Source organism: Streptomyces sp. NPDC048291, from assembly GCF_043201715.1.
GTDB lineage: Bacteria > Actinomycetota > Actinomycetes > Streptomycetales > Streptomycetaceae > Streptomyces.
Window position 1 is genome coordinate 65,280 of record NZ_JBICZC010000002.1, and the last position, 24,969, is coordinate 90,248.

The 24,969-nt window shown below is 72.3% G+C and carries 25 protein-coding genes; 7 read left to right on the top strand and 18 right to left on the bottom strand.

The features are described from left to right. Window positions 1–100 precede the first annotated feature (100 nt). The 10 genes from ACGF5O_RS04620 to ACGF5O_RS04665 all read right to left on the bottom strand — a co-directional run bounded on the left by ACGF5O_RS04620 (window position 101) and on the right by ACGF5O_RS04665 (window position 10,631). Window positions 101–1,453, bottom strand: coding sequence for a histidine-type phosphatase (locus ACGF5O_RS04620; protein WP_393808465.1), 1,353 nt, complete (start codon window positions 1,451–1,453; stop codon window positions 101–103). An 84-nt stretch (window positions 1,454–1,537) separates the two neighbouring features. Beyond that, window positions 1,538–2,377, bottom strand: a complete 840-nt coding sequence (locus ACGF5O_RS04625) for an isoprenyl transferase (RefSeq protein WP_393808466.1) — start codon at window positions 2,375–2,377, stop codon at window positions 1,538–1,540. 43 nt (window positions 2,378–2,420) lie between these two features. After that, entirely contained in the window at window positions 2,421–3,170 is a 750-nt protein-coding gene (gene recO / locus ACGF5O_RS04630; protein ID WP_393808467.1) for a DNA repair protein RecO, read from the bottom strand. A 49-nt stretch (window positions 3,171–3,219) separates the two neighbouring features. Next, window positions 3,220–3,435, bottom strand: coding sequence for a hypothetical protein (locus tag ACGF5O_RS04635; RefSeq protein WP_351954944.1), 216 nt, complete (start codon window positions 3,433–3,435; stop codon window positions 3,220–3,222). A 121-nt stretch (window positions 3,436–3,556) separates the two neighbouring features. Next, entirely contained in the window at window positions 3,557–4,483 is a 927-nt protein-coding gene (locus ACGF5O_RS04640) for a dihydrodipicolinate synthase family protein (protein WP_393808468.1), read from the bottom strand. Then, complete coding sequence (locus ACGF5O_RS04645) at window positions 4,483–5,490, bottom strand: oligopeptide/dipeptide ABC transporter ATP-binding protein (protein ID WP_393808469.1); 1,008 nt, start codon at window positions 5,488–5,490, stop codon at window positions 4,483–4,485. Before ACGF5O_RS04645 ends, ACGF5O_RS04640 begins: the two co-directional genes overlap by 1 nt. Then, window positions 5,487–7,502 carry a dipeptide/oligopeptide/nickel ABC transporter permease/ATP-binding protein gene (locus ACGF5O_RS04650; protein ID WP_393808470.1) on the bottom strand — a complete coding sequence of 672 codons (2,016 nt, stop codon included), beginning with the start codon at window positions 7,500–7,502 and terminating at the stop codon, window positions 5,487–5,489. Before ACGF5O_RS04650 ends, ACGF5O_RS04645 begins: the two co-directional genes overlap by 4 nt. Continuing rightward, window positions 7,499–8,458, bottom strand: a complete 960-nt coding sequence (locus tag ACGF5O_RS04655) for an ABC transporter permease (protein WP_393808471.1) — start codon at window positions 8,456–8,458, stop codon at window positions 7,499–7,501. The genes ACGF5O_RS04650 and ACGF5O_RS04655 overlap by 4 nt, the downstream gene beginning before the upstream one ends. A 4-nt stretch (window positions 8,459–8,462) precedes the next feature. Then, on the bottom strand, window positions 8,463–10,085 hold the full coding sequence (locus tag ACGF5O_RS04660; RefSeq protein WP_393808472.1) for an ABC transporter substrate-binding protein: 1,623 nt from the start codon (window positions 10,083–10,085) through the stop codon (window positions 8,463–8,465). Between the two features lie 207 nt (window positions 10,086–10,292). Further along, a complete protein-coding gene (locus ACGF5O_RS04665) occupies window positions 10,293–10,631 on the bottom strand; it encodes an ester cyclase (protein WP_393808473.1) in 339 nt (112 codons plus the stop codon). 248 nt (window positions 10,632–10,879) lie between these two features. Between ACGF5O_RS04665 and ACGF5O_RS04670 the strand changes: the two genes are divergently transcribed. Then, on the top strand, window positions 10,880–11,488 hold the full coding sequence (locus tag ACGF5O_RS04670) for a TetR-like C-terminal domain-containing protein (protein ID WP_393808474.1): 609 nt from the start codon (window positions 10,880–10,882) through the stop codon (window positions 11,486–11,488). Between the two features lie 8 nt (window positions 11,489–11,496). Here the strand turns inward: ACGF5O_RS04670 and ACGF5O_RS04675 are convergent, their stop codons facing one another. The 4 genes from ACGF5O_RS04675 to ACGF5O_RS04690 form a co-directional block, all read right to left on the bottom strand. Beyond that, entirely contained in the window at window positions 11,497–12,528 is a 1,032-nt protein-coding gene (locus tag ACGF5O_RS04675) for a hypothetical protein (RefSeq protein WP_393808475.1), read from the bottom strand. Then, entirely contained in the window at window positions 12,525–13,058 is a 534-nt protein-coding gene (locus ACGF5O_RS04680; protein ID WP_393808476.1) for a SigE family RNA polymerase sigma factor, read from the bottom strand. Before ACGF5O_RS04680 ends, ACGF5O_RS04675 begins: the two co-directional genes overlap by 4 nt. 103 nt (window positions 13,059–13,161) lie before the next feature. Beyond that, entirely contained in the window at window positions 13,162–14,337 is a 1,176-nt protein-coding gene (locus tag ACGF5O_RS04685; RefSeq protein ID WP_393808960.1) for an exo-alpha-sialidase, read from the bottom strand. A gap of 238 nt (window positions 14,338–14,575) precedes the next feature. Continuing rightward, complete coding sequence (locus ACGF5O_RS04690; protein ID WP_393808477.1) at window positions 14,576–15,088, bottom strand: hypothetical protein; 513 nt, start codon at window positions 15,086–15,088, stop codon at window positions 14,576–14,578. On the opposite strand from ACGF5O_RS04690, the gene ACGF5O_RS04695 reads away from it, so the two are divergent. Beyond that, complete coding sequence (locus tag ACGF5O_RS04695; RefSeq protein WP_393808961.1) at window positions 15,074–15,361, top strand: 2Fe-2S iron-sulfur cluster-binding protein; 288 nt, start codon at window positions 15,074–15,076, stop codon at window positions 15,359–15,361. The two genes, ACGF5O_RS04690 and ACGF5O_RS04695, sit on opposite strands and share 15 nt — an antisense overlap. Here ACGF5O_RS04695 and ACGF5O_RS04700 read toward each other — a convergent pair. Continuing rightward, window positions 15,256–15,951 (bottom strand): TerB family tellurite resistance protein, encoded by a 696-nt coding sequence (locus ACGF5O_RS04700; protein WP_393808478.1) that lies wholly within the window; start codon window positions 15,949–15,951, stop codon window positions 15,256–15,258. The two genes, ACGF5O_RS04695 and ACGF5O_RS04700, sit on opposite strands and share 106 nt — an antisense overlap. Window positions 15,952–16,136: 185 nt before the next feature. Then, window positions 16,137–17,867, bottom strand: coding sequence for a 2-isopropylmalate synthase (gene leuA, locus ACGF5O_RS04705; RefSeq protein WP_393808479.1), 1,731 nt, complete (start codon window positions 17,865–17,867; stop codon window positions 16,137–16,139). Between the two features lie 320 nt (window positions 17,868–18,187). On the opposite strand from leuA, the gene ACGF5O_RS04710 reads away from it, so the two are divergent. The 4 genes from ACGF5O_RS04710 to ACGF5O_RS04725 are packed head-to-tail and all read left to right on the top strand — an operon-like array spanning window position 18,188 to window position 22,278. Next, window positions 18,188–19,276 carry a M4 family metallopeptidase gene (locus ACGF5O_RS04710; protein ID WP_393808480.1) on the top strand — a complete coding sequence of 363 codons (1,089 nt, stop codon included), beginning with the start codon at window positions 18,188–18,190 and terminating at the stop codon, window positions 19,274–19,276. 52 nt (window positions 19,277–19,328) lie between these two features. Then, on the top strand, window positions 19,329–19,595 hold the full coding sequence (locus ACGF5O_RS04715) for a protealysin inhibitor emfourin (protein ID WP_393808481.1): 267 nt from the start codon (window positions 19,329–19,331) through the stop codon (window positions 19,593–19,595). A gap of 59 nt (window positions 19,596–19,654) precedes the next feature. Further along, window positions 19,655–21,025, top strand: coding sequence for a GH1 family beta-glucosidase (locus tag ACGF5O_RS04720; protein ID WP_393808482.1), 1,371 nt, complete (start codon window positions 19,655–19,657; stop codon window positions 21,023–21,025). After that, window positions 21,022–22,278: an MFS transporter gene (locus tag ACGF5O_RS04725; protein ID WP_393808483.1), complete on the top strand. Its 1,257-nt coding sequence runs from the start codon at window positions 21,022–21,024 to the stop codon at window positions 22,276–22,278. The genes ACGF5O_RS04720 and ACGF5O_RS04725 overlap by 4 nt, the downstream gene beginning before the upstream one ends. Window positions 22,279–22,373: 95 nt before the next feature. On the opposite strand, the gene ACGF5O_RS04730 is transcribed toward ACGF5O_RS04725, so the two are convergent. Further along, window positions 22,374–23,231 carry an NAD-dependent epimerase/dehydratase family protein gene (locus ACGF5O_RS04730; RefSeq protein WP_393808484.1) on the bottom strand — a complete coding sequence of 286 codons (858 nt, stop codon included), beginning with the start codon at window positions 23,229–23,231 and terminating at the stop codon, window positions 22,374–22,376. 125 nt (window positions 23,232–23,356) lie between these two features. Between ACGF5O_RS04730 and ACGF5O_RS04735 the strand changes: the two genes are divergently transcribed. Further along, window positions 23,357–24,217, top strand: a complete 861-nt coding sequence (locus ACGF5O_RS04735; protein ID WP_393808485.1) for a helix-turn-helix transcriptional regulator — start codon at window positions 23,357–23,359, stop codon at window positions 24,215–24,217. Here the strand turns inward: ACGF5O_RS04735 and ACGF5O_RS04740 are convergent. Then, a complete protein-coding gene (locus ACGF5O_RS04740) occupies window positions 24,205–24,750 on the bottom strand; it encodes a hypothetical protein (RefSeq protein ID WP_393808486.1) in 546 nt (181 codons plus the stop codon). The genes ACGF5O_RS04735 and ACGF5O_RS04740 overlap by 13 nt on opposite strands. Window positions 24,751–24,969 lie beyond the last annotated feature (219 nt).

Below are 24,969 nucleotides of genomic sequence, written 5' to 3' on the forward strand. Positions count from 1 at the left end.
CACGTCCTAGCTGCGGGCAGTCGTGCCGCTGGGGCGGCACGGGTGGGCGCGGCGGCACCCTGCCAGCGCCGGTGAGCGATCCCACCCCCGCCCGCCCGGGTCAGCTGCGGCCGAAGCAGCGTTCCAGTTCGTTCAGGTTGTAGAACTTGGAGCTCTTCTTGATCGGGTGGCAGGCTGCCTTGAAGGGGATCTCCTTCTCGTTGTAGAGCATGCGCACCAGGTAGTCGTCGCCCTTCTTGAAGACGTCCCACTGGATGTTGGAGGCGAGGGAGGCGGTCTCGGCGCCGCGCCAGGGGTTGTCGGCGTAGGTGTAGTCGACGCCGGGGGTGGCGGGCTGCTCGCTGCCGGGGAGCTGCATCAGGGCGGCCAGCGGGATGATCTCCTCGGCGTGGGTGAAGCGGAGTTCGGCGCCGAGGGTGCTGGTGCCGTCGCGCTTGGCCTCGACCTGCTTGAAGAGGTCGTCGAGGAGGGGCTGGGCCATCTTGTAGGTGATGTCACTGTCCGAGAAGCTCGGGCCCTTCTCGTAGAAGTCCTCGGCGTCGCCGAGGTAGCCGAACCAGGCCGCGTCGCGCGGGGCGAGGTAGCGGTCGAAGTCCCAGCCCCTGCCGTCCGCGCTCTCCTCGCTCATGGCGGGCGCGATGGCGTAGAGGTTGTAGACGGCGGTGGCGGCGGTGATGTCGTCGGCGGTGGCGGCGAACTCGCCGTTCACGATGCGCTGGACGAACGCCGGCTTGAAGATCCTGCCCAGGACCCGGGCGGCGGCGCGGTGCGAGGCCGGCTGGTCGGTGATCGACTTGAGGGTGGTGGCGAGACGCTCGTCGTTCGCCAGCCACTTCTGGTAGTCGGCGCCGCCGGACGACTTGTGGAAGTAGAGCAGGTTCTTGTCGACGCGGGCGGTGCCGAGCGAGGACTTCAGCGCCGGGTCGGCGTCGGTGAGGGCGGTGGAGAAGACCGTACCGCTGTCGACCGCGCGGCCCTGGCCGGAGCTGACGACGTCGATCTTCTCGCCGTTCGCGGCGATCGAGGAGAAGAGCGACGGCAGGCGCTTCTCCAGGCGGACGGCGGTGGCGCGGAGTTCGTCCTTGCCGCGGCCGCTGAGGTTGCCGTACCCGATCGCGCTCATGGCCGCTTCGAGCGCCTGCACGTCCGGGCCGAACTTCTTGCCGCGCGCGGTGAGTTGGCCGTCGGCCTTCGCCTGGTTCCAGAGCGCGAGGATCGTGTCGCCGTCCTCGCCGTCGGTGGCGGAGCGGGAGCCGTGCCGGGAGACGTTCTCGGTGAAGACGGCGGTGTAGCCGGCCGGCGGCTGCTGGTAGGTGCGCGGGTTCTGGCCGGGGGCGTAGACGGCCTTGGTGCCGTAGCTGTCGCGGTGGGTGAGCCCGGAGTCCGTGGCGTGCGCGGGGAGCGCGGTGAGGAGCAGGGCACCGAGCGAGAGGACGGGGATGACGCGCTTCATGAGGACCGTTCCAGAGACGGGGGACCGGGGGGCAGCGATGGATCTTCCGCATCCTCGACGGCCCTCATGAACGGCGGATGGCTGTCAGTTGCCCTCCTGGTTGCCCTCCATGGCGAGCAGTTCCTCGTTGGGGACGGCCCCGCCGAACCGCCGGTCGCGGGAGGCGTATTCGATGCACGCCCGCCACAGGTCACGGCGGTCGAAGTCGGGCCACAGCACGTCCTGGAAGACCAGCTCGGCGTAAGCGCTCTGCCAGAGCAGGTAGTTGGAGGTGCGCTGCTCGCCGCTGGGCCGCAGGAACATGTCGACGTCCGGCATGTCCCCGTAGTACAGGTGCTTCTGGATGGTCTTCTCGGAGATCTTCGACGGGTCGAGACGGCCCGCCTTGACCTCCTCGGCGATCGACTGCACCGCGTCGGAGAGCTCGGCCCGGCCGCCGTAGTTCATGCAGAAGTACAGGGTGAGCAGGTCGTTGTCCCTGGTCTGCTCCTGGGCGACCAGGAGCTCCTTGGCCACCGACTTCCACATCCTGGGCATCCGGCCCGCCCAGCGCACCCGGATGCCGAGCTCGTCGAGCTGGTCGCGGGTCTTGCGGATGAAGTCGCGGTTGAAGTTCATCAGGAAGCGGACCTCGTCGGGCGAGCGCTTCCAGTTCTCGGTGGAGAAGGCGTAGAGCGAGATGTTCCGGACGCCGATCTCGATGGAGCCCTGGAGGACGTCGAGGACGCGCTCGGCGCCGACCTTGTGGCCCTCGGTGCGCGGCAGCCCGCGGTCCTTCGCCCAGCGGCCGTTCCCGTCCATGACGATCGCCACATGGTTCGGGACCAGTTCGCCCGGGAGCTTCGGCGGGCGGGCGCCGGACGGGTGCGGTTCCGGCGTCCTGTACTCGCGGCGCTGGCGCCCCAGGATCCCGCGTACGACCATGTGCTTCTCGTCTCCCTCTGGCTTTTCCCGCTAGCTCTTCCGGCTAGCTTTTCTCTACGTACCTGAGCGAGCGCAGCCCGCGCTCCAGATGCCAGTGCAGATAGGCCGACACCAGCCCGCTGCCCTCCCGGACGTGCCGGGCCTCGGCCGCGTCCGCGGTCTCCCAGTCTCCCGTAAGCAGCGCGCCGAGCAGAACCAGGGTCTGCGGCGAGGGTACGACGCTGCCGGCCACCCGGCAGTCGACGCAGACGCTGCCCCCGGAGGCGACCGAGAAGAAGCGGTTCGGTCCGGGCATGCCGCACTTGGCGCAGGCCTCGAAGCTCGGCGCGTAGCCGTTGACGGCGAGGGAGCGCAGCAGGAAGGCGTCGAGGACGAGGTGCGGGGCGTGCTCCCCGCGGGCGAGGGTCCGCAGGCCCCCCACGAGCAGCAAGTACTGCTGCACGGCCGGCTCGCCCTCGTGGTCGGTGAACCGCTCGGCGGTCTCCAGCATGGCCGTCCCGGCGGTGTACCGGGCGTAGTCGGTGACGATCCCGCCGCCGTACGGCGCGATGGTCTCGCTCTGCGTGCACAGCGGCAGCCCGCGCCCGACCAGCTCGCTCCCCCGGGCGAAGAACTGCACGTCGACGTGGGAGAAGGGTTCGAGCCGGGCCCCGAACTTCGACTTCGTCCGCCGCACCCCACGGGCCACCGCGCGCACCCGGCCGTGCCCGCGGGTGAGCAGCGTGATGATGCGGTCCGCTTCACCCAGCTTCTGGGTGCGCAGCACGATGCCGTCGTCGCGGAACAGGCTCATGGGCCCATTCTGCCCTGCCGCCGGCCGGGGGCGCCGGGCAAGGCGGCCCTCAGGAGGCCTCGCCGCGGCTGCGGGCGTTGGCGTGGGCGGTGGCCGCGCCGAGCCGTTCGGCCTGGGTGGCGACGCGTACGGCGTCCGGGGGCGCGTCCCACTCCCGTCCTCCCCCGTACGGCCGCAACTGCACGTAGGGGCCCTCGTGGCCCATGACGATGCCCAGCCGTCCGGTACGGGTGTCTACGGCGCAGGAGCCGATGGGGAGGTTCATCGCGTTCACCTCACCTGGCTCCCCCGCCCCTGGGAATTTCACGCTTCGCATCACCGGTGTGGCGCTGCGTGCCTAGACTCGGCCGGAGTCTGTCCCGCACACGCGAAGGGCCGGGCGGCCGCTACATCAGGCCGGCGCCCGCCAGGTACTTCGCCACGCACTCGGTCTCCTCCTGCGACAGCGGCACCTGGGGCTCGGCCGTGGCGGGGCAGTCGATCACCCCGCGCAGGTGCAGCGCCGCCTTGAACGCGCCGAGCCCCGCCGAGCTGCCGCCCATCCGGGCCGGGTCCCCGACGGCGGTCATCCGGAAGAGGCCGCACAGCCGCTCCTGCTCGGCCCGGGCCCGGTCCCGGTCACCTGCCCGGCAGAGGCGGTGGAGGCGGACGTAGCCGTCCGGGTCGACGTTGGCGAGGCCCGGGACCGCGCCGTCGGCGCCCAGCGCGAGGGCCGAGTCGACGGTCAGCTCGGACCCCGTCAGCGCGCTGAACCCGGTCAGGCCCCTGCTCCCGGTGACGACCTCGCGGAAGCCCGCCAGGTCGCCGCTGGAGTCCTTCAGCCCGGCCAGCACCCCGGCGGCGGCCAGTTCGAGCACCAGGTCGGCGGGGAGTTTGCTGTGGACGGCGACCGGGATGTCGTAGGCGATGACCGGGACCGGCGACCGCTCGGCGACCAGCCGGAAGTGGCGGGCGATCTCGGCGGGGTGGGTGCGGGTGTAGAAGGGGGCGGTGACGACGACGGCGTCCGCGCCGGCCGCGGTGACGGACGCGACGTGGTCCAGGACCCGGGGGGTCGTCATGTCGACGACGCCCGCCAGGACCGGGAGCCGGCCGGCCACGTGCGCGACCACCGTCTCGGTGACCAGCCTGCGCTGCCGGTCCGTCAGGTAGGCCACCTCCGACGTCGATCCCAGCACGAACAGGCCGTCCACCCCGGCCGCCGTCAGATGGTCCACGAGCCGCCTCAGGGAGGCGACGTCCACCTCGCGGTCCGGTGTCAGGGGCGTGCAGACGGGCGGTACGACACCGGTGAGCGGGGTGGGCAGCGTCATCAGGGCTCCCTGGGCAGGCTGTGGCTCGGCTGGTCCTCCTCCACAGGATGAACGGGGTGGTGGCAGCGGTAGCGGTGACCGGGCCGTGACGCGGCCGTGAAGTCAGGCATGCGGAGGGCACACGCGTCGTCCGCCCGCCAGCAGCGGGTGCGGAACGGGCACCCTGACGGCGGCCGGGTCGCCGAGGGCACCGGGCCCGTGAGCGGGATCGGGTCGATCGGGTTCAGCAGGCCCGGGGTGGCCGAGAAGAGGGCCCGGGTGTACGGGTGCCGGGCGTGGCCGGTGACGTCGGCGGCCGGGGTGTCCTCGACGATCCGGCCCAGGTACATGGTGATCACCCGGTCGCTCATCCGCCGTACCGTCTGGATGTCGTGGGAGACGAAGACCATGGCGAGGCCGAGGCGTTCGCGCAGGTCGAGGAGGAGGTTGAGGATCTGGGCGCGGACCGAGACGTCCAGGGCGCTGGTCGGTTCGTCCGCCACCACCAGGTCGGGGTCCAGGGCGAGCGCGCGGGCGATCGCGACGCGCTGCCGCTGGCCGCCGGAGAGCTGGCCGGGCAGGGCCTCGGCGAGCGCCCGGGGCAGCCCGACGAGGCTCATCAACTCCCGTACCCTGTCCTCCCGTTCGGCCTTGGTGCCGCGCTCGTGGACGTCCAGCGGGTCGCGCAGGATGCGGCGGACGGGCAGGCGGCGGTTGAGGGCCGTCGACGGGTCCTGGAAGACCATGCCGGTGCTCGCGCCGACGGTCGTGCGGCGCTCGCCCGGCGTCATCGCCCACAGGTCGCGGCCGTGGAAGGCGACCGTGCCGGCCGTCGGCCGCTGGATGCCGACCAGGACCTTCGCCAGCGTCGACTTCCCGCACCCCGACTCGCCGACCACGCCGACCGTCTCGCCGGGCGCCACGGTGAGGTCGGCGCCGGTCAGCGCGTACACCCGGTCCCGGCCGAACAGGCCCCCGCCGCGGGCCCGGTGGACCACGTCGACGCCGGTCAGCTCCACCGCGCTCATGTCACCGCCTCCGTGCTCGCCGCCAGGTCGACGGCCGGGTGGTGACAGGCCGCGGTATGGGTGGGGGTGCCGGTGAGGCCGGGTGGTGTCGTACGGCAGATGCCGGTCGCGGCCGGGCAGCGGTCGCTGAAGCGGCACCCCGCGGGAAAGTCGGCGGGGGACGGGACCACGCCCCTGATCTGGGTGAGGCGTTCGGCCCCGGACTCCAGCGACAGCACGCTGCCGAGCAGGCCGCGCGTGTAGTGGTGGGTGGGGGCGCCGACCAGTTCGGCGGTGACGCCGGTCTCGACGATCTGGCCGCCGTACATCACCACCACCCGGTCGGTGACGTCGGCGACCAGGGCGAGGTCGTGGGAGACGAGGATCAGCGCGAAGCCGAGTTCCTCGCGGAGGCGGAGCAGGAGTTCCATCACCTGGGCCTGGACGGTGACGTCGAGGGCGGTGGTGGGTTCGTCGGCGATGATCAGGCGGGGGTCGCGGGAGAGGGCCATCGCGATGAGGACGCGTTGGCGTTGGCCGCCGGAGAGTTCGTGGGGGTAGCTCCGCAGTGTGCGGGGCGGGTCGAGGCCGACGAGGGTGAGGAGTTCGGCGGGGGTGCGGTGACCGCCTCGTCTTGTCAGCTGCTTGAGCTGGGCGTTGACCGTCATGGACGGGTTCAGGGAGGAGAGGGCGTCCTGGTGGACCATCGCGAGTTCGTGGCCTAGGAGGCGGTGGTGGGGGGTGGTGAGGTCCACGGGCCGCTGCGGGTGCGTTGTGGCTGGTCGCGCAGTTCCCCGCGCCCCTATGGGGCGCGTTCCCTCACCGGTGTAGAAATCGATTCGGCCCGCTACCCGTGCCGTCTTCGGTTGGAGGCCCGTGATCGTGAGGGCCGTGAGGGATTTGCCGCAGCCCGACTCTCCTACCAGGCCCAGGACTTCGCCCGGGTGGATGTCGAAGCTGATGCCGTTGACGATGTTCGTGCCCCGGTGGCGGTCCGGGAAGGCGATGGTGAGGTTCTTCACGGAGAGGACCGGTGGGCCCTCCCGGGAGGGGAGGGGGCGGGCACGCCGTCGTAGCCGGTCGGCCGCCTCGGTCAGGGACGGGAGCTCCAGGGCCTCCCCTGGCTCGACCACCTCCACAGGCTCCGCCGGCTCCGTCTCCCGCGCCGCCGGTGACGCCCACGCGTCCGAGACGCCCTCGGAGAGGACGTTCAGGGAGAGGACGGTGAGGAGGATCAGCAGGCCGGGGAAGAGGGTGGCCCACCAGCCGCCGGTCAGGACCATGTTCTTGCCGTCGGCGATGACGCTGCCCCAGGACGGGTCGGGGGGCCGTACGCCCGCGCCGATGAAGGACAGGGACGCCTCGAAGACGATGGCCTCGGCGACCTGGACGGTGCAGAAGACGAGGACGGGGGCGAGGCAGTTGACCGCCACGTGGCGGATCACGATGTGCGGGGTGCGGGCGCCGATGACGCGTTCCGCGGTGACGTAGTCCTCGCCGTACTGGTCGAGGACGTTGGCGCGGACGACCCTCGCGACCGGTGGGGTGAAGAGGAAGGCGATGGCGCAGATCAGGACCGTGATGCCGCCGCCGAAGACGGCGACCAGGACGGCTGCGAGGGCGATGCCGGGGAACGCCATCACCACGTCCAGGCAGCGCATCAGGGTCTCGTCGACGGCCTTGCGGGAGGTGGCCGCGAGGGCGCCCAGGAGGGCTCCGGCGACCAGGGCGAGGCCGGTGGCGCCGAGGCCGATGGCGAGGGACCAGCGGGCGCCGTACATCAGCCGGCTGAGGATGTCCCGGCCGAGGCTGTCCTGGCCCATCCAGTGGCCGGCGGAGGGGTGGCCGGTGCCGTCGGCGGGGGCCTGCTGTGCCAGGGGGTCGTCGGGGGCGAGGAGGGGGGCGAACACCGCGACCAGGACGATCACGGTGAGGAAGGCGAGGGCCGCCTTCGACAGCGGTGACAGTCTGCGCAGCCGTACGCCGGGCCGGGCTAGGGCGGTGGTGAGGGCCGCGCGGGTGAACGTCGTCATGTGGCCTCCCTCAGGCGCGGGTTGACCAGCAGGTAGAGGATGTCGATGACGAGGTTGACGACGACGAAGCCGGTCGCGGTGGTGAGGACGACGCCCTGGACGACGGCCGGGTCGCCGTTCTGGACGGCGTCGATCATCAGCTTGCCCATGCCGGGCAGGGCGAAGACGGTCTCGATGACGACGGCGCCGCCGAGCAGGTAGCCGACCCGCAGGCCCAGCACGGTCAGGGGGTTGACCAGGGCGTTGCGGAGCACGTTGCGGCCGACGACGACGTGGGGCGGCAGGCCGCTGCCGATCGCGGTGCGGACGTAGTCCTTGTCGAGTTCCTCGACCACCGAGGTGCGGACGATCCGGGTGAGCTGGGCGGCGACCGGGAGGGAGAGCGCGAGGGCGGGCAGGGCCATGGTCCTCAGCCAGCCGGTGACGGAGTCCTCGGGGTTGATGTAGCCGCCGGACGGGAACCAGCCGCGGTCGACGGCGAGGTACTGGATCATCAGCAGGGCCAGCCAGAAGGCGGGGGCGGCGACGCCGACCAGGGAGAGCACGCGGATGACCTGGTCGGGCCAGCGGTCGCGGTGGATGGCCGCGGTGACGCCTCCGGCGAGGGCCAGGACGACGGCGATGCCGAGGCCGAGGAAGGTCAGCTGGAGGGTGAGCGGCAGGGCGGTGAGGACCTGGTCGAGGACCGGGGTGCGGGTGAGGGCGCTGGTGCCGAGGTCGCCGTGGAGCAGGCCGCCGACGAAGTGGACGTAGCGCAGCGGCAGGGGGTCGAGGAGGCCGTTGCGTGCGCGGAAGGCGTGCAGTTGCTGCGGGGTGGGGTTGGCGCCCTGGAAGAACGCGGACGCCGGGTCGACGTCGGAGAACCGCATCACCAGGAAGACGAACAGGGCGATGCCGAGCAGCAGGGGCACCAGCAGGGCGGTGCGGCGCAGCAGGATGCGCAGGACGGCGGTCATGCGGTCAGGCCCACTTGGCGGTGAGGACGTTGATGCCCGGGTAGGGCTGGGCCCTTATGCCGGTGAGCCTGCGCGGGTCCCAGGCGGTGATCAGCTCGTTGTGGACGACCGGGTAGAGGACGGCCTGTTCGGCGACGACGTCGAGGTACTCCTGGATCATCGTCCTCTTCTTGTCCGGGTCCGGTTCGCGGGTGGCCGCGTCCATGTCCTTGAAGAGCTGCTTGGCGGCGGCGTCGTCGGCCCAGCGGGCGTAGCCCATCCACAGGTTCCGGGGGCCGTAGTTGTAGTGCATGATCAGGTCGGCGTCGAGGCCGAACTGGTTGGGGTTCGAGACGGCGGCGACGACCTGGTAGTCCTGTTTCTGGTCCAACTTGGTGAACACGGCCGTGGTCTCCTGCGGGGACAGGGTCGTGGCGACGCCGATCGCGTCCCAGGACGACTTGATGGTGGGCAGGCAGTCGACGAGCCAGCTCACGTTGGAGGCGAGGATGTTCACGCGCAGGCCGCTGACTCCGGCGGCCTTCAGGAGCGCCTTCGCCCGGTCGGGGTCGTGGTCGTAGACCGTCTTCGCGCGGCGGTAGGCGGGGTTGGTCTCGTTCAGGAACGAACTGGCCGGTTTTCCGTGGCCCTTGAGGGCGACCTCGACGAGCTTCGCCTTGTCGATGGCGTAGTGCAGGGCCTGGCGGACCCGGACGTCGTCGAAGGGTTTGTGCCGCGTGTTGAACATCAGGAACGCGTTGTTCATCCCGGCGCCGCCGCCGACCGAGAGGCCGCCCTGTTCGAGGCGGGGGATGTTGGCGTAGGGGATGTTGTCGGAGATCTGGGCGCCGGCGCCGGCCCCGGAGATCCGGGCCACGCGGGAGGCGGCGTCGACGATCGTCAGCCAGTTCATCTTCCGGAAGGCCGGCCTGCGGGGGCCGTTGTAGCGGTCGTACGCGGCGAAGGTGGTGTTCGACTTCGGGTGGTGGCCGGTCTGCCGGTACGGTCCTGAGCCGACCGCCAGTCCCCTGATCGCGTCGTCCCAGGCGCCGGGCCGGGAGAAGACGTGCTTCGGCATGATCTTGGCGAGGGTGAGGCGGGCGACGCCGTCCGGGAAGGGGAATTTCAGCACCAGGTCGACGGTCCGGGCGTCGACCTCGCGGGCCTCCTTCAGCCAGCTCGCGAAGAAGCCCTGGGCGAGGGTCTGGGTGCCGGGGTCGAGGATCCGGTCGAAGACGAAGACCACGTCGTGGGCGGTGACCGGTTTCCCGTCGTGGAAGGTGGCCCCGGAGCGCAGGGTGAACCGCCAGGTGGTGGCGTTCGCGTCGGCGGGCAGCCGGGTCGCCAGCGCCGGGTAGGGGGCGCGGGTGATCGGGTCGGTGTCGGCGAGGCCCTCGTAGAGGTGGTTGTTGGCGGCCATCGCGAACGCGGACGCGGTCTGGGTGGGGTCCCAGCTGCCGTCGTTGCCGTAGCCGATCACCGCGGTGAGGGTGCGGTCGGAGCCGCTGCCGCCGAGGTCGATCGTGGACTTGGGGCCGCACGCCGTCAGCGCGGAGAGGGCGGGCAGGCCCGACAGGCCGGCTGCCGCGCCGAGCGCGCCGGTGTGGGCCAGGAACGTCCTGCGGCCGTGGGTCGCCTCGTCGCGCACGGTGCCTCCAGCGTGGGGGAAAGGAGACGTCGGACGTCCGGTGTTAGCGCGACCATAAGAGGGGGTTCGGGGGCGGTCAAGGCAAGGCGCGCGAATGGCGTAAACCGTCAGAGGTGGGACCAATGGCGCCGTGTCGGTGGGGTCCATGCCGCCGCGGGGGTGCGGGAGTTGGCGCCGGCCGCTCGGGCGGCGGCCGGCGCCGGGGTGCTACGCGGGAGCCGTCAGCCGGGCGGCCGCCGCGGCGCCGTCCAGCCACACGTTCTCCCGGGAGATCAGGCCGCCGCGGAACTCGAAGACGTGCAGGATCCGGAAGGCGATCCGGCGCCCGCCGCCCGGGATGCCCAGCATGGAGCCGGGCACGGTCCCCGTCCTCACGTTCTCCATGGTGACGGCGTCGTCGGAGCAGTAGGTGCGGGTCCGCTCCTCGCTCTCGGCACGGAAGTCCCTGCACAGCTGCCGGTAGAAGTCGAGCGCCGCCGGGACGCCCCGCTGCGGGCCGTCCGGATCACCGCGTTCCTCGGCTGACCAGAGGGCAGGGCGCCGCAAAGGGGCGCGGGGAACTGCGCGACCGGCCACGACGCCGCCGCAGCCGCCCGACGACACATCGCGGCACCCCGTCAGGCGACCGCGCCGTCAGGCGATGCCCCCGTCGAGGAAGCGCGGAGCCGCCGTGGACCCGAGCGCGACCGCATCGGCAGTCGATGAACGCCGAGCCCGTGCAACAAGATGGTGGACGCGGCGTCCATATGTCACAGTGAGTGGTCGACGGACACGGCACGGTCGGGAGGCGGCACGTGGAGCAGGGCACGGAAGGGACGCCGATACGGCGGGGGCGCGGGCGGCGGCCCGCGGACGAGGTGCGGGCCGACGTGCTCGCCGCCGCCGGCGCACTGCTCCTGCGCGACGGCATGGCCGCCTTCACCTTCGAGCGGGTCGCCCAGGAGGCCGGGGTCAGCAAGACGACCCTGCACAAGTGGTGGCCCTCACGCGGCACGCTCGCGCTCGACGGCTACTTCCACGCCGTCGGGCCGACCCTCGCCTTCCCCGACACCGGCGACATCGGCGCCGACCTGAGGGCCCAGCTCCGCGCGTTCGTCCGGCTGCTCACCGGGACCCCGGCCGGGCCGGTCATCGGCGGGCTCATCGGCCAGGCGCAGACCGACCCCGAACTCTCCGCCGCGCTGCTCCAGCGCTACTCGGGGCCGCGCCGCGCACTGGCCGTCGCGGCGATGCGGCGTGCCCAGGACCGCGGCCAGCTGCACCCCGACGCCGACCCCCGGATCCTGGTCGACCAGCTCTGGGGGGCCTGCTACCACCGCCTGCTGCTGCCCGACGAGCCCCTCACCGAGGAGTTCGCGGACCGGCTGGTCGCCAACCTGCTGCTCGGGGTCGGCACCGGCTGAGCCGCCGGCTAGGGCAGCGTCTTCTCGTAGGACGCGTCCTGGTCGGAGTCGTAGACGAGCTTGCCCGCCGCGTCGTAGCCCTTCAGGTGCGGGGCCGCGGTGACCTGCTTGTCCAGGGTGCCGGTGGCGACGAACCAGCCGTGGTCGAGGACCACCTCGCCCGCGCCGCCGCCGTAGGAGACCGTCATCCTGGCCACCGAGGCGCGGTAGCCGCCGATGATCCCCCACCGGAACGGCAGTTTCCAGTTGCCCTTGTCGATGGCCGACTGCTGGTACAGCTTGCCGCTGTTGATGTCCGGGGCCACGCGTGTCCCCGCGTCGCCGAAGGGGTCCCCGATGCTGGTGTTCAGGCCGTCGGCCGCGCCGTCCTTGACGGTGCAGATGAGCCGGGTCGGCTTCGGCTTCTCCCGTACCGCGACCACGAAGTAGCCGTCGCCTGGGGCGTTGGAGTCCCCGGTGCTGCGCATCGCCAGGATGATCCGGTAGTCGGCCGGCCTGCCGAGGTCGGTGTAGGTCGGGTCCTTGGGGATGCGGTGCGCCTTGTTGTAGTCGAGGCACTTGCCGAGTCCGGCGGCGGCCTGGTCGAAGGTGATCCCGTCGAGCAGCTGGTCCGCCGCGGACGCCGGGCGGGCCGGGGCCGACGGGTCGCCCGACGGGGTCGACGCCGAGGCCGACGACGCCGACGAAGCCGTAGGAGCGGCCGGGCCCGACGGGGTCCCGGACGGCGCCGGGGCCGACGCGCTGGCCGGGCCGGTCGGTGCCGGGCTGGCGCTGGTCAGCACGGTGGGGCTGGGTCCGGCCGGGCTCGTCGTGGTGCCGCCCCCGCCCAGCGCGTACGCGCCGACCGGCACCACCGCCAGCGCCGCCAGCGCCGCGCCGCCCACGGCCAGGCGCCGGCGCCGCTCCAGCACGCCCCGGCGCCGGATCTCCGGGTACGGCACCGGTGACGGCCGGACCAGGGACGCGTCCCCCGCCAGCAGCACCCGCACCCGGTCCTCGAACTCCGGCTCGGCCGCCCCGCCCTGCTGTTCGCCGCTCACCTGCTGCCTCCCTGCACGGGCGCCGCGTGGCTCATGGCCTGCGCGAGCCCCGGAACCGTACGCAACTTCGCCAGGCCCTTGGACGCCTGGCTCTTCACCGTGCCCGGGGAGCAGCCGAGCACCTCGGCCACCTCCCCCTCGGACAGGTCCTCCCAGTACCGCAGCACCACCACCGCGCGCTGCCTCGGCGGCAGCCCGGCCAGGGCGGCGAGCAGCGTGCCGCGCTCGTCGGCCCGGGACACCGCGTCGTCGTACCCGGCGCGCTCCGGCGGTGCGTCGGTCAGCGACTCGGTGACCCGGCGCTTGCGGAACCGGTCGCTGTTGCAGCTGACCAGCATGCGGCGGACGTACGCCTCCGGATGGTCGGTCCGGGAGACGCGCCGCCAGGACCGGTAGGCCTTCGCCAGCGCGGTCTGCGTCAGGTCCTCCGCGTGGTGCGGGTCGCCGGTGAGCAGGTAGGCGGTGCGTACGAGATGCGACCACCGCGCTCTGACGAATTCCTGGAACTGGTCCTCTAGTTCGGCCTGCATCGGCCACCCCCTCGCCCTCCAGACCACCGGATCCGCGGATTCGGTTGCCCGGCCGGGGAGAGCGGCCCGGGCCGGGCGGCCGGAGCACGTCCCGGTGCACCGCTCAGGGCGCCGCGACCCGCCGGAACTCGATCGTGTCGTACGCCGTCTTCGTGCCCGTCTCGTACAGCACCCCCACCGTGCCCCTGGCCACCTGGACCAGGTCGGAGTAGGCGGCCTTCCGGTCGGACAGGGTGAGGTACTTGTCGAAGGTGATGCCCTGGTCCGTGCTGGTCCACAGGGCCATGGTCCTGCGGGCCGTCGGGACCGAGGGGGCGGAGAAGAGCAACGGGCCCTCGCTGCCCGGGAGCTGGAGGACGGAGCCCTCGACCACCGGGACCTTGGACAGCGTCGGCTGGACCGTGTAGGGGGCGTCCAGGGTCTCGCCGCCGTCGCTCGACCAGGCCTCCAGGCGGTTGCCCGGACTGGAGCCGTTCTGGTCGCGGGCGTTGAAGTAGAGGCGTCCGTCGGGGAGTTGGGCGGCGGTGGTCTCGTTGGCGTTGTCGTGGCCGGTGTAGGAGTCGTCGACGAAGCCGAGGTGCCAGTGCAGGCCGTCGTCGTCGCTGTAGATCGCGTGGCCGCCGTAGTACCTGGCCTCCCGGCCGGTGTCGGCGGAGCCGGCGCGCGGGGCGGCGGAGTGGTCGGCGGCGACCACCAGGCGGCCCCGGTGCGGTCCCCGGGTGAGCGCGACGGCGTGCCCGGGGCCGGTGGCGTACCAGCGCCAGCCGGAAGGTTTCACCTGTGCGGTGATCTCGTGCGGGCGGGTGAAGTGGCGGCCGTCGTCGCCGCTGCGCTGCACGTACACCCGGCGGCTCTGCGCCGCGGTGACCTGGCCGCGCATGATCTGGTCCTCGCTCACCGAGCCGTCGTTGTAGGAGGTCACGAGGACGACCTGGCCGGTCCGCGGGTCCACGACCGGCGCCGGGTTGCCGCGGGTGTCGCCGTCGCCCGCGGCCACCACCCGGAGCGGGTCCCAGGTGCAGCCGCCGTCGGCGGAGCGTCTCAGCACGACGTCGATGTCGCCGCTGTCCCCGGTGGTGGTGTGCCGGCCCTCGGCGAAGGCGAGCAGCGTGCCGCGCGCGGTGCGGACGACGGCCGGGATGCGGAACTGGGCGTAACCGCCCTCGCCGGAGACGTACGGCACGGAGGACTCGCAGCCGGCCGCCCAGGCCCGGGGCGAGACCGTGAACGCCCCGAACAGCAGGGTGGCGGCGAGGGAGATCCGGCCCGCACGGGTCACAGGAGACACATGGTTCACTCCTCCATGGTGCTCCCGGCCGCCGGCGCCGCATCCCGCAACGGCCGAACGGGTCACCATGTCTGGCACACCGTCAGCTCGCGCGGCCGGGCATGTCGGCTTCCGACGCACCGGGCTGACGTGGCGTGATCTGCCGGTGACGGGCGACCGGGGCCCAACAGGGGCCGGGGGCACGGGCGATGATGATCCTTCGGCGCCCTTGCGCCACCCGGGTGAACGGCTACCGGCCCCCGGCCATGTCGACGAGTCCGTTCTCCAACGTCCCGACGGGGATGGTCTGCGGGTCGGCCATGAGCTTGTGCGTGTTCGTCGCCACGGTGAACACGACCGGCTCGCCCGCGGTGCCGACGTCGCGTACCCGGACGTCCGGGTGGCCGGCGAGCGGGTCGCGCACCTGGGCGACGCGGTCCCTTCCGTGCCGGTCCATCGCGTCGAGCAGCTCCTGCGACATCGGCGCCTCCTCGGTCATGAGCACCGCGGTTGCCGGTGCCGACGCCGGTGCGGCGGGGCATCCGCCGCGGGAGGTGCGGGTCGCCGAGGTGCGCCGGGAGACACCCGGCGCGGACGCCCACTGCTTCGTCTGCGGCCCCGAACCCCTCGCGACACCGTCCGCGCGGTACTGGCCGGGCTCGCGGTCCCGGACGGGCGCCCCGTCGGCACGACGACCGTCGAACCCGGCCAGGCCCTCCTGGACGCGGGCCTCGCCGCGGGACTGCCGCTGCCGTGCTCCCACACGGTCGGAAGGTGCGGCGAGTGCCGGGCGAGGCGGCGCTCCGGGGAGGTCGCGCAGGACGGGCCCGGCTGTCCGACGCCGCGGCAGCGGGCCGACGGCCGCGTGCTGACGTGCGTGAGCCGCCCGCTGTCCGAGGTCGTCCTCGACATCACCGGCCGCGGACCGGCTCAGGACGGCATGCGTGCCGCCGCCAGCAGGCGGCTCACGTCGTCGGCGCAGATGGTCAGGGCCGCGCCGACGGTGCCGAGGACCTCGCGTTCGGCGTTGGTGTAGGGGCCGTCGGCGAGCGCGATCCGGGCACCCTGAAGGAGCAGCGCCTCCCGCCCGGCGGGGGCGAGATGCGGGGCCAGTGGGTCGAGGGCCTCGTGCAGCTCTATCGCGAGGCTCGCGCGGTACGGCTGCTCGAAGACCCGCCCGGTGTCCGCGACGAGGGCCTCGACCAGCGCGCTCAGCTGGTCCTCCGTGGCCTCCTCGAAACCGGCCGCGCGGACCGCTCCCGCCGCCGCCTCCAGGGCCGTACGGGCGCAGGTGCCGCCGGCCGCCAGGACGGCCAGGGCGACGGTGTGCACGGCGTCGCGGAGCATCGCCGAGAAGCGGGAGGTGGTGGGATGGTCGAGGACGTCGGTGCCGAAGTGGTGGCGGCAGGCGGCGCACTCCACGACCGGCCCGGTGGTGCCGCGCGGCAGCACGGGCACGCCGAGCAGGGTGAAGCGGCGCCGGCCGGTGAGCCGCTGGTAGTTGCGGTCGCCGCCGCAGCCGGGGCAGAAGAACTCCCCGTCGCCCACGGGTGTCCAGGCGGTGCGGGTGCCCAGAATGCGGGCAGGCCTGGCGGTTCGGCAGTCTCGTCCCCGTACTGGCAGCACGTCGCACCTCCGTAACGCCGTGGCAACATCGCCACCGCTGGCGTGATGTTAGCCACATGGAGGAGCCTGAGTCAGTACCCCGTACGAGACCGGTCCGTGACCTGCACATCGAGATGGCCGGGAAACGACGGGGCCCTGATCGCCACGAGAGCTGATCAGGGCCCCGAAACCGCCGGTCAGAGGGGTTATCGCGTGGCGCGGTTGACGGCGGAGACGACCGCCTTCAGCGACGCACGCGTCGTGTTCGCGTCGATGCCGATACCCCACAGGATCTTGCCGTCGATCGCGCATTCGATGTAGGAGGCGGCCTGCGCGGAGGCACCCTCGCTCATCGTGTGCTCCTGGTAGTCCAGGAGACGTGCGTCGATGCCCAGGCCCTGCAGGGCGTCGAAGAACGCGGAGATCGGGCCGTTGCCCGAGCCGGTCAGCACGGTGTCCTCGCCGTCGACCGTCGCCTCCACCGTCAGGGTGTCCACCCCGTCGGTGTCGGTGGTCGACTGGCCCGTCTTCACCTGGACGCGGCCCCAGGGGTTCCCCGGGTTCGGCAGGTACTCGTCCTGGAAGACCGCCCAGATGGCGGCGCCGGTGACCTCGCCGCCCTCGGCGTCCGTCTTGGCCTGGATGAGCTTGGAGAACTCGATCTGCATCCGGCGCGGCAGGTCCAGCTTGTGGTCGTTCTTCAGGACGTAGGCGATACCGCCCTTGCCGGACTGCGAGTTGACCCGGATGACCGCCTCGTAGGAGCGGCCGACGTCCTTCGGGTCGATCGGCAGGTACGGGACCGCCCACTCGATGTCGTCGACGGTGACGCCCTTGGCCGCGGCGTCGGCCTCCATGGCGTCGAAGCCCTTCTTGATGGCGTCCTGGTGGGAGCCGGAGAAGGACGTGTAGACCAGGTCGCCCACGTACGGGTGGCGCGGGTGGACCTCCATCTGGTTGCAGTACTCCCACGTACGACGGATCTCGTCGATGTCGGAGAAGTCGATCTGCGGGTCGACGCCCTGCGAGAACAGGTTCATGCCCAGAGTGACCAGGTCGACGTTGCCGGTGCGCTCGCCCTGCCCGAACAGGCAGCCCTCGACGCGGTCGGCGCCGGCCATCAGCGCCAGTTCGGCTGCGGCGACGGCGGTGCCGCGGTCGTTGTGCGGGTGGATCGACAGCACCACGTGCTCGCGGCGGGACAGGTTGCGGTGCATCCACTCGAAGCGGTCCGCGTGCGTGGACGGCGTCGAACGCTCCACGGTGGCGGGCAGGTTGAGGATGATCTCGCGGCCCGGACCCGGCTGGTAGACGTCCATCACCGCCTCGCAGACCTCCAGCGCGAAGTCCAGCTCGGTGTCGGTGAAGATCTCCGGCGAGTACTGGTAGCCGAACGTCGTCCCACCAGCCTCGGGGCCCAGCAGTTTCTCCGCGTACTCCATGACCAGGCGGGTGCCGTCGACGGCGATCTGCCTGATGTCGTCCTTGGAGCCGCGGAACACCACCCGGCGGAAGACCGGCGCGGTGGCGTTGTACAGGTGGACGGTGGCCCGCTTGGCGCCCTTCAGCGACTCGACGGTCCGCTCGATCAGGTCCTCGCGGGCCTGGGTCAGTACGGAGATCGTCACGTCGTCCGGGATCGCGCCCTCTTCCTCGATGATGGAGCGCACGAAGTCGAAGTCGGTCTGGCCGGAGGCGGGGAAGCCGACCTCGATCTCCTTGTAGCCCATCTTGACCAGCTGGTCGAACATCCGGCGCTTGCGCTCGGGCGACATCGGGTCGATCAGCGCCTGGTTGCCGTCGCGCAGGTCGGTGGAGAGCCAGCGGGGGGCTTCGGTGATCCGCTTGCCGGGCCAGGTGCGGTCGGGAATGTCGACCTGCTCGTACTGGCCGTACTTGTGGACCGGCATGGTGCTGGGCTGCTGGCGGTTGGCCATGATTGCGGGGCTCCTGGTGGGTGTCCGGAAGGACGGCCGACGACGCAACGCGAAGCTCCGCGGGGAGGGAGTCGACCTGGACTACAGGCCCTCGCCGCGGCAGCTAAGAAGAAGCAGCCCGAAACGCATGATGCTCTGCATGCTAGCCGAGCCCCTTCACACGCGGGGCGCCGTATCAGTATGCGGGACCGGCGGGACGAACTGGACAAAAAGTGCGCCATACCACTTCCCCTTACGGAGAGTGGTCAATTGTCACCGTATTTCACCAATCATGGTTGCGGGTAGTGACAGCCGAGTGACTCAATGCGAGGGTGCGGTGCATGACGACCAACGGGGGCTCTGAGCCCGTCATCCGCCGCACGCCCGTCTTCTGCACGATCGTGCCGCCGCACATCCTCGACCACCTCGCCACCCACGAGGACCAGGCACTGGCCGACTCCGCACTGCGCACCCTCCAGCACGACTCGGCCCAGCGCACCCGCCGCCGCGTGACCGCGGTCCGCACCGCGACCGCCGCCGTCGCCGCCCCGGCGCCCGCGACCGCGCAGCCCCACCGCACGATCTACGACGCCGAGCACCGCACCGACCTGCCCGGCACCGAGGTCCGCGCCGAGGGGGCCGAGCCCGGCCAGGACGCCACCGTCAACCGCGCCTACGCCGGCCTGGGCGCCACCTTCGACCTGTACCTGAAGGCGTACGAGCGGGACTCCATCGACGGCAACGGCCTGCCGCTGAACGCGAGCGTCCACTACGACGTCAACTACGACAACGCCTTCTGGAACGGCGACCAGATGGTGTTCGGGGACGGCGACGGCGAGATCTTCACCGACTTCACCTCCTCCGTCGACGTCATCGGCCACGAGCTCACGCACGGCGTCACCCAGTACACCGCCAACCTGGAGTACTACGGCCAGTCCGGCGCCCTCAACGAGTCGGTCTCCGACGTCTTCGGCTCGCTCATCAAGCAGTACTCCCTCGGCCAGAGCGCCGACCAGGCGGACTGGCTGATCGGCGAGGGCCTGCTCGCCCCCGGCGTGCACGGCGTGGCGCTGCGCTCGATGAAGGCCCCGGGCACGGCGTACGACGACCCCCGCCTCGGCAAGGACCCGCAGCCGGCCACCATGCAGCACTACGTGAAGACCAGCCGGGACAACGGCGGCGTGCACATCAACTCCGGCATCCCCAACCACGCCTTCTACCTGCTCGCCACCGCCCTCGGCGGCAACGCCTGGGAGCGGGCCGGGCAGATCTGGTACGACGTCCTCACCGGCGGCGAACTGCACTCCGACGCCACGTTCGTGGACTTCGCGAAGCTCACGGTCGCCGCGGCCAAGGCCCGTTACCAGGCGGGCGAGGAGAGCGAGGCGGCCCTCAAGGCCTGGTCCCAGGTCGGGGTGCAGGCCTCCTGACCGTGCGGGGGCGGGGGTGCACGGCGCCCCGTTCCGTACTACACAGGGACCCATGCGTATTCAGGTGAGGCGCACGGGCGGGTTCGCGGGCATCGAGCGCCGGGCCGAGGTGGACACCTCGGGCCGGGCCGACGCCCCCGAGTGGCAGGCCCTGGCCGAGCGCGCGCTCGCGGCCGGCCGGGGCTCCCCGCCGCCCGGCGTGCCGGACGGGTTCGCGTACGAGATCACGGTGGACGGACGGACGGTGTACGCGGCCGATCCGCGGCTGTCCGAGGACCAACGCGAACTGATCTCACGGATCTTGAAGGAGGGGGCGTGACCGGGCCCCGTAACGGGTAGTTCACGCCCGGGCGTTGACTTACATTACCGGGGGTAAGGATGATCCCGGCCATGGCGACAGACGCGGTCCACCCAACCCCTCCCTTCCCCCGGTTCCCCGACGGCTTCCTCTGGGGCGTCTCGACCTCGGCGCATCAGATCGAGGGCGCGGCCGACCTGCGGGAGCCGTCCGTGTGGGACGTGTTCGAGGCGGAGCCGGGCCGGATCAAGGACGGCTCGACGGCGGCGGTGGCCTGCGACCACTACCACCGCCACGGCGAGGACGTGGCGCTCCTGGCCGGCCTCGGCGTGGACGCGTACCGCTTCTCGATCTCCTGGCCGCGGGTCCGCTCGGCGGGCGGCCTGGACTTCTACGACCGGCTGGTGGACGAGCTGTGCGCGGCCGGCGTCCGCCCGGTCCCGACCCTCTTCCACTGGGACCTGCCGGCGGCTCTCCAAGCTGTGCCCAAGAGCGGCTCCGCCGCGGGGGGCGGCTGGCTGGACCGGGACACGGCGGCGCACTTCGCCGACTACGTCTCCACCGTCGCCGACCGGCTCGGCGACCGGGTCAAGAAGTGGATCACCCTCAACGAGCCCGCCGAACAGACCCTGTTCGGCTACGCCCTGGGTGCCCACGCCCCCGGCAAGCAGCTGATGTTCGACGCGCTCCCGGTCGCCCACCACCAGCTCCTCGCCCACGGCCTGGCCGTACAGGCGCTGCGCGCGGCCGGCGCCGCCGACATCGGCATCGCCAACTCCCACGGCCCGACCTGGCCGGCCTCGCAGGAGCAGCCGGACCTGGAGGCGGCCGCCTTCTACGACCTGCTCCTCAACCGCCTGTTCGCCGAGCCGATCCTGCTCGGCGAGTACCCGGACGGCATGGGCGACCTGATGCCCGGCGACGTCGCCGCCGACCTGAAGGTCATCGCCGAACCGCTCGACTGGTACGGGATCAACTACTACGCCCCCACCAAGGTCGGCGCCCCGCAGGGCACCGAGATCGAGTTCGGCGGGCTCACCCTCCCGGCCGAACTCCCCTTCTCCGTCCAGGACATCGAGGACGTCCCGGTGACGGACTTCGGCTGGCCGGTCGTCCCCGAGGCCCTCACCGAACTCCTCACCGGCTTCCGCGACCGCTACGGCGACCGGCTCCCGCCCGTCGTCATCACCGAGAACGGCTGCTCCTACGAGGGCCTCGACGACCAGGCCCGGATCACCTACCTGGACGGCCACGTCCGGGCGCTGCACAAGGCGGCCGAGGCGGGCGTGGACGTGCGGGGCTACTTCGTCTGGTCGCTCCTCGACAACTTCGAGTGGGCCGAGGGGTACGCGCGCCGCTTCGGCCTGGTGCACGTCGACTACGCGACGCAGCGGCGGACGCCGAAGTCGTCGTACGCCTGGTACCGGGACCTCCTGCGGGCGCAGAGATGACGACGCTCCGGGAACCCGCCGCCGCCCTGACCGAGCCCGTCGAACGGGTCGGCCGGGGCTGGACGTCGGCGCTGTCGCTCGCCAACGGGGCGATCTGGGTGGGCTGGTACGGCCCGCTGCAGATCCTGCTCGCCTCCCAGGCCAAGGACTTCGCGCCCGGCTCCGGGATGTCGAAGGAGACGATGCTGGCGTGGGTGACCGGCGTCGGCGCGGTGGTGTCGCTGGCCGCGAACCCGGTCTTCGGGGCGCTGTCGGACCGTACGACGTCCCGCCGGGGCCGCCGCACCCCGTGGATCGTCGCCGGTACGGCGGGCGGGGCGCTGTCCCTGCTGCTGCTCGCGGGCGCCGGCGGGATGTGGACGATGATGCTGGGCTGGTGCCTGGTCCAGCTCACCCTGAACGCGGCCTTCGCGGCGGTCACGGCGGCGGTCCCGGACCGGGTGCCGCGGCTCCAGCGGGGCTCGGTGGGCGGCTGGCTGGGGGCCGCGCAGATCCTCGGCGTGGTCGGCGGCACCGGCCTGGCGACGGCCGCCGGGGGTGTCGGGGCCGGCTATGTGGCGTGCGCGGTGTTCACGGCGCTGGGCGTCCTGCCGTACGTGCTGCGCTACCCGGACCTGCGGCTGGCGGCCGAGGACCGGCCGCCCTGGTCCTGGCGGGACTTCCTGGCCGGTTTCTGGCTGAGTCCGCGCCGGTATCCGGACCTGGGCTGGGCGTGGCTGACCCGCTTCCTGATCAACCTGAGCAACGCGCTGGTGCTGCTGTACCTGCTCTACTACCTCCGCGACCGCCTCCACCACGCCGACCCCGAGCAGGGCGTGCTGATCCTGACCGCGGTCAACGGGCTGACGCTGATGGCGACGGTCGTGGTCGGCGGGGTCTGGTCGGACCGGCTGGGCCGCCGCAAGCCCTTCGTGATCTGGTCCGGGATGCTGATGGCGGTGGCGACGGCGCTGCTGGCGGTCTGGCAGACCTGGCCCGGGGCGATCGTGGCCGCGGCGGTACTGGGCGTCGGCTTCGGGGTGTTCACCTCCGTGGACTTCGCGCTGATGACCGACGTCCTGCCGAAGGCGGTGGACCGGGGCAAGGACCTCGGCGTCATCAACGTCGCCAACGCCCTCCCCCAGGTAGCGGCCCCCGCCCTCGCCGCCCCGATCGTCACCTACCTCGGCGGCTACCGCGTCCTGTACCTGGTCGCGGCGGTGATCGGACTGGCGGGAGCATGGCTGGTGCGCCGCATCAGAGGCGTCGACTGAACACGCCCGGCGCCGACAACGCGCCCCGAAAGGGGCGCGGGGAACTGCGCGACCAGCCACGACGGCGCCGCACCCGACCGACGACGCGCCGCGGCCTACAGCGCTCCGGCGTCCCAGGCCGTCCAGGCGCTCGGGTAGATCGGCCGGAAACCGAGATCCCGGCGGATCTTCCGGTTCGACATGATCCCGTGCCAGGGGTCGCGGTCGCCACGGTCGGGCAGGTCCTCGGGCGGCTCGACGCCGGCCAGCCGGTACAGCTCCACGGTCGTGACGGGCGCGTCGTCGGCGATGTTGTAGACCGGGCCGTTCACCGCGGGGGCGTACAGCAGCCGCATCAGCCCCTGCCCGACGTCCGCGTGGTGAGCCATCTGGAGCCGCTGCGCGGGGGCCCAGCGCGCGGCCCAGGGCATCGCGTTCGCGATGTGCGGGTCCCCTTCACCGTAGACGAACGGCAGCCGCCCTATCCGCACCTCCATGCCGCCCGCCAGGGCGAGCAGCTCCCGCTCGGCGGCCGCCTTGGACTCGGGGTACGCGCCCCACATCTCGCCGCCGGGCCGGCTCTCGTCGTCCTCGGTGAGCGGGCGACCGCGCCCGGACCCGTACACGTTCCCGGTGCTGACCTGCACGAACCGTCGTACGCCGGCGCTCAGCGCGGCCCGCCCGAGCGCCACGGCCGCGTCCCGGTTGACGGCCCAGGCCTCCTCGTCGGGCACCCCGCGGAAGGCGGCGGCGACGTTCACGACGGCGTCCGCCCCGGCGACGGCCTTGCCGAGCGCCTCCTCGTCCCGCAGGTCCCCGACGACGACCTCGGCGCCCAGCGCGGCGAACGGCTCCCCACGGGCCGCGTCCCGCACCAGCACCCGCACCTGCTCCCCCGCCTGCCGCTGCACCAGCAACCGGGGCACGAACCGGCGCCCGACCTGTCCGGTCGTACCGGTGACGAGAGTGATCATGACCAGCTCCTTCGCTCTGGATGTGCCACCACCCTCGTCCGCCCGCGGCCCGGCCGGGAGAGACCTCCCGATCGGGGGACCGGCGGTCCCTGGATAACCCGGGCGCCCCCGGCCACCCTGGAACCATGGACCGCCCCGGACTCGCCGATTTCCTGCGCCACGCCCGCTCCCGGCTGGACCCCTCCGACGTGGGCCTGCCCCCCGGCGCCCGGCGCCGCACCCCCGGGCTGCGGCGCGAGGAGGTGGCGTCGCTGGCCGGCATGTCCGCCGACTACTACACGCGCCTCGAACAGGCCCGCGGCCCGCGCCCGTCCCGCCAGATGCTGACGGCGCTGGCCCGCGCCCTGCGCCTGACGGAGGACGAACGGAACCACCTGTTCCACCTGGCCGGCGAGGAACCCCCGCGCCGGGCGGCGACCGTCACCCACGTCGGCCCGGGGCTGCTGCTGGTCCTGGACCGGCTGCACGACACCCCGGCGCTGGTGACGACCGACTGCGGCGAGGTGCTGGCCCAGAACGCCCTGTCACGGGCGCTGAGCGGCGACGTCCTGACCCGCCCGCCCCGGGACCGCAACCTGGTCCGCCGTTTCTTCCTGGACCCGGCGGCGAAGGGGCTCTGCCCGCCCGAGGACCGTCCCCTGCGGGCCCGCGAGCACGTGGCGAACCTCCGCGCGGTGGCCGCGGCCCGCCCCGCCGACCCGGTCCCCGCCGCCCTGGTCGCCGAACTCCTCGCACACAGCGTGGAGTTCGCCGACCTGTGGGCCGAACACGAGGTGGCGGTGCGCCGCGCGGCCACGAAACGCTTCCTGCACCCCACGGTCGGTCTCCTGGAACTCGACTGCGAGGTCCTGATCAACACCGACACCCACCAGCGTCTCGTCGTCCACACGGCCCGCCCGGGCACCGAGTCGTACGAACGGCTGCAACTGCTCAGGGTGGTGGGGCTGCAGGACATGAGCGCGGCCGTGCCGGGTCACCAGGTGTGAGCCAAGTCCACGACGAGGTGGTTGGCGGTCTGGAAGACCCGGAACGGCAGCCGGGCCCGGACGCCGAGGCCCGCCTGGGTGTAGCCCTCGGAGCCGCCGGTGACCTTGAACTCGCGGAAGGTCCGGTAGCCGGTGACGTCGACGGACGGCAGCGACGGGTAGGGCTGTCCGGTCGCCGGGTCGTAGCGCGGGGCGAACAGCGAGATCTCCAGAATCGCCCCGCCCTTGATCGGGACGACGACGTCCGACGGGTCCTGGTGCAGTACGTCGACATAGCGGACGCTGTAGCCGACCGGGTCGGCCGAGGTGCCCTGGGCATCGAAGACCAGCCGGTCGAAGCACTCGTGCTGACCGGTCCTGACGTCGGTGAGCCGCCTGCCGGCCGCGGCGTCGGCGGTCTTGTCGAGGCTCCCCCACGTCACGGCGCAGTCCGCGGTCACGGCCGCCGGCGCGGCCACCGCCGGAACCGCGCCGGCCAGCAGGCCGCCGCCCACGAGCACCATCGCGGCCAGTGCAGTACCTGTTCGTCGCATGACTACCCCCCGGTAGTTCGCGTAGGTGTGTGCCTGTTCAGACCGGTGTCGGTCCGGCAAGGTTGTACGCGCAGGGGGAAGCAGTCAGAACCCGAGCCGCCGCAACCGCTTCGGATCCCGCCGCCAGTCCTTCGCCACCTTCACGCGCAGGTCCAGGCTGCATCAACATGCGGCTGCCGCCGCGCGGCCGGCGTACCCCCTCAGAACCCGAGCCGCCGC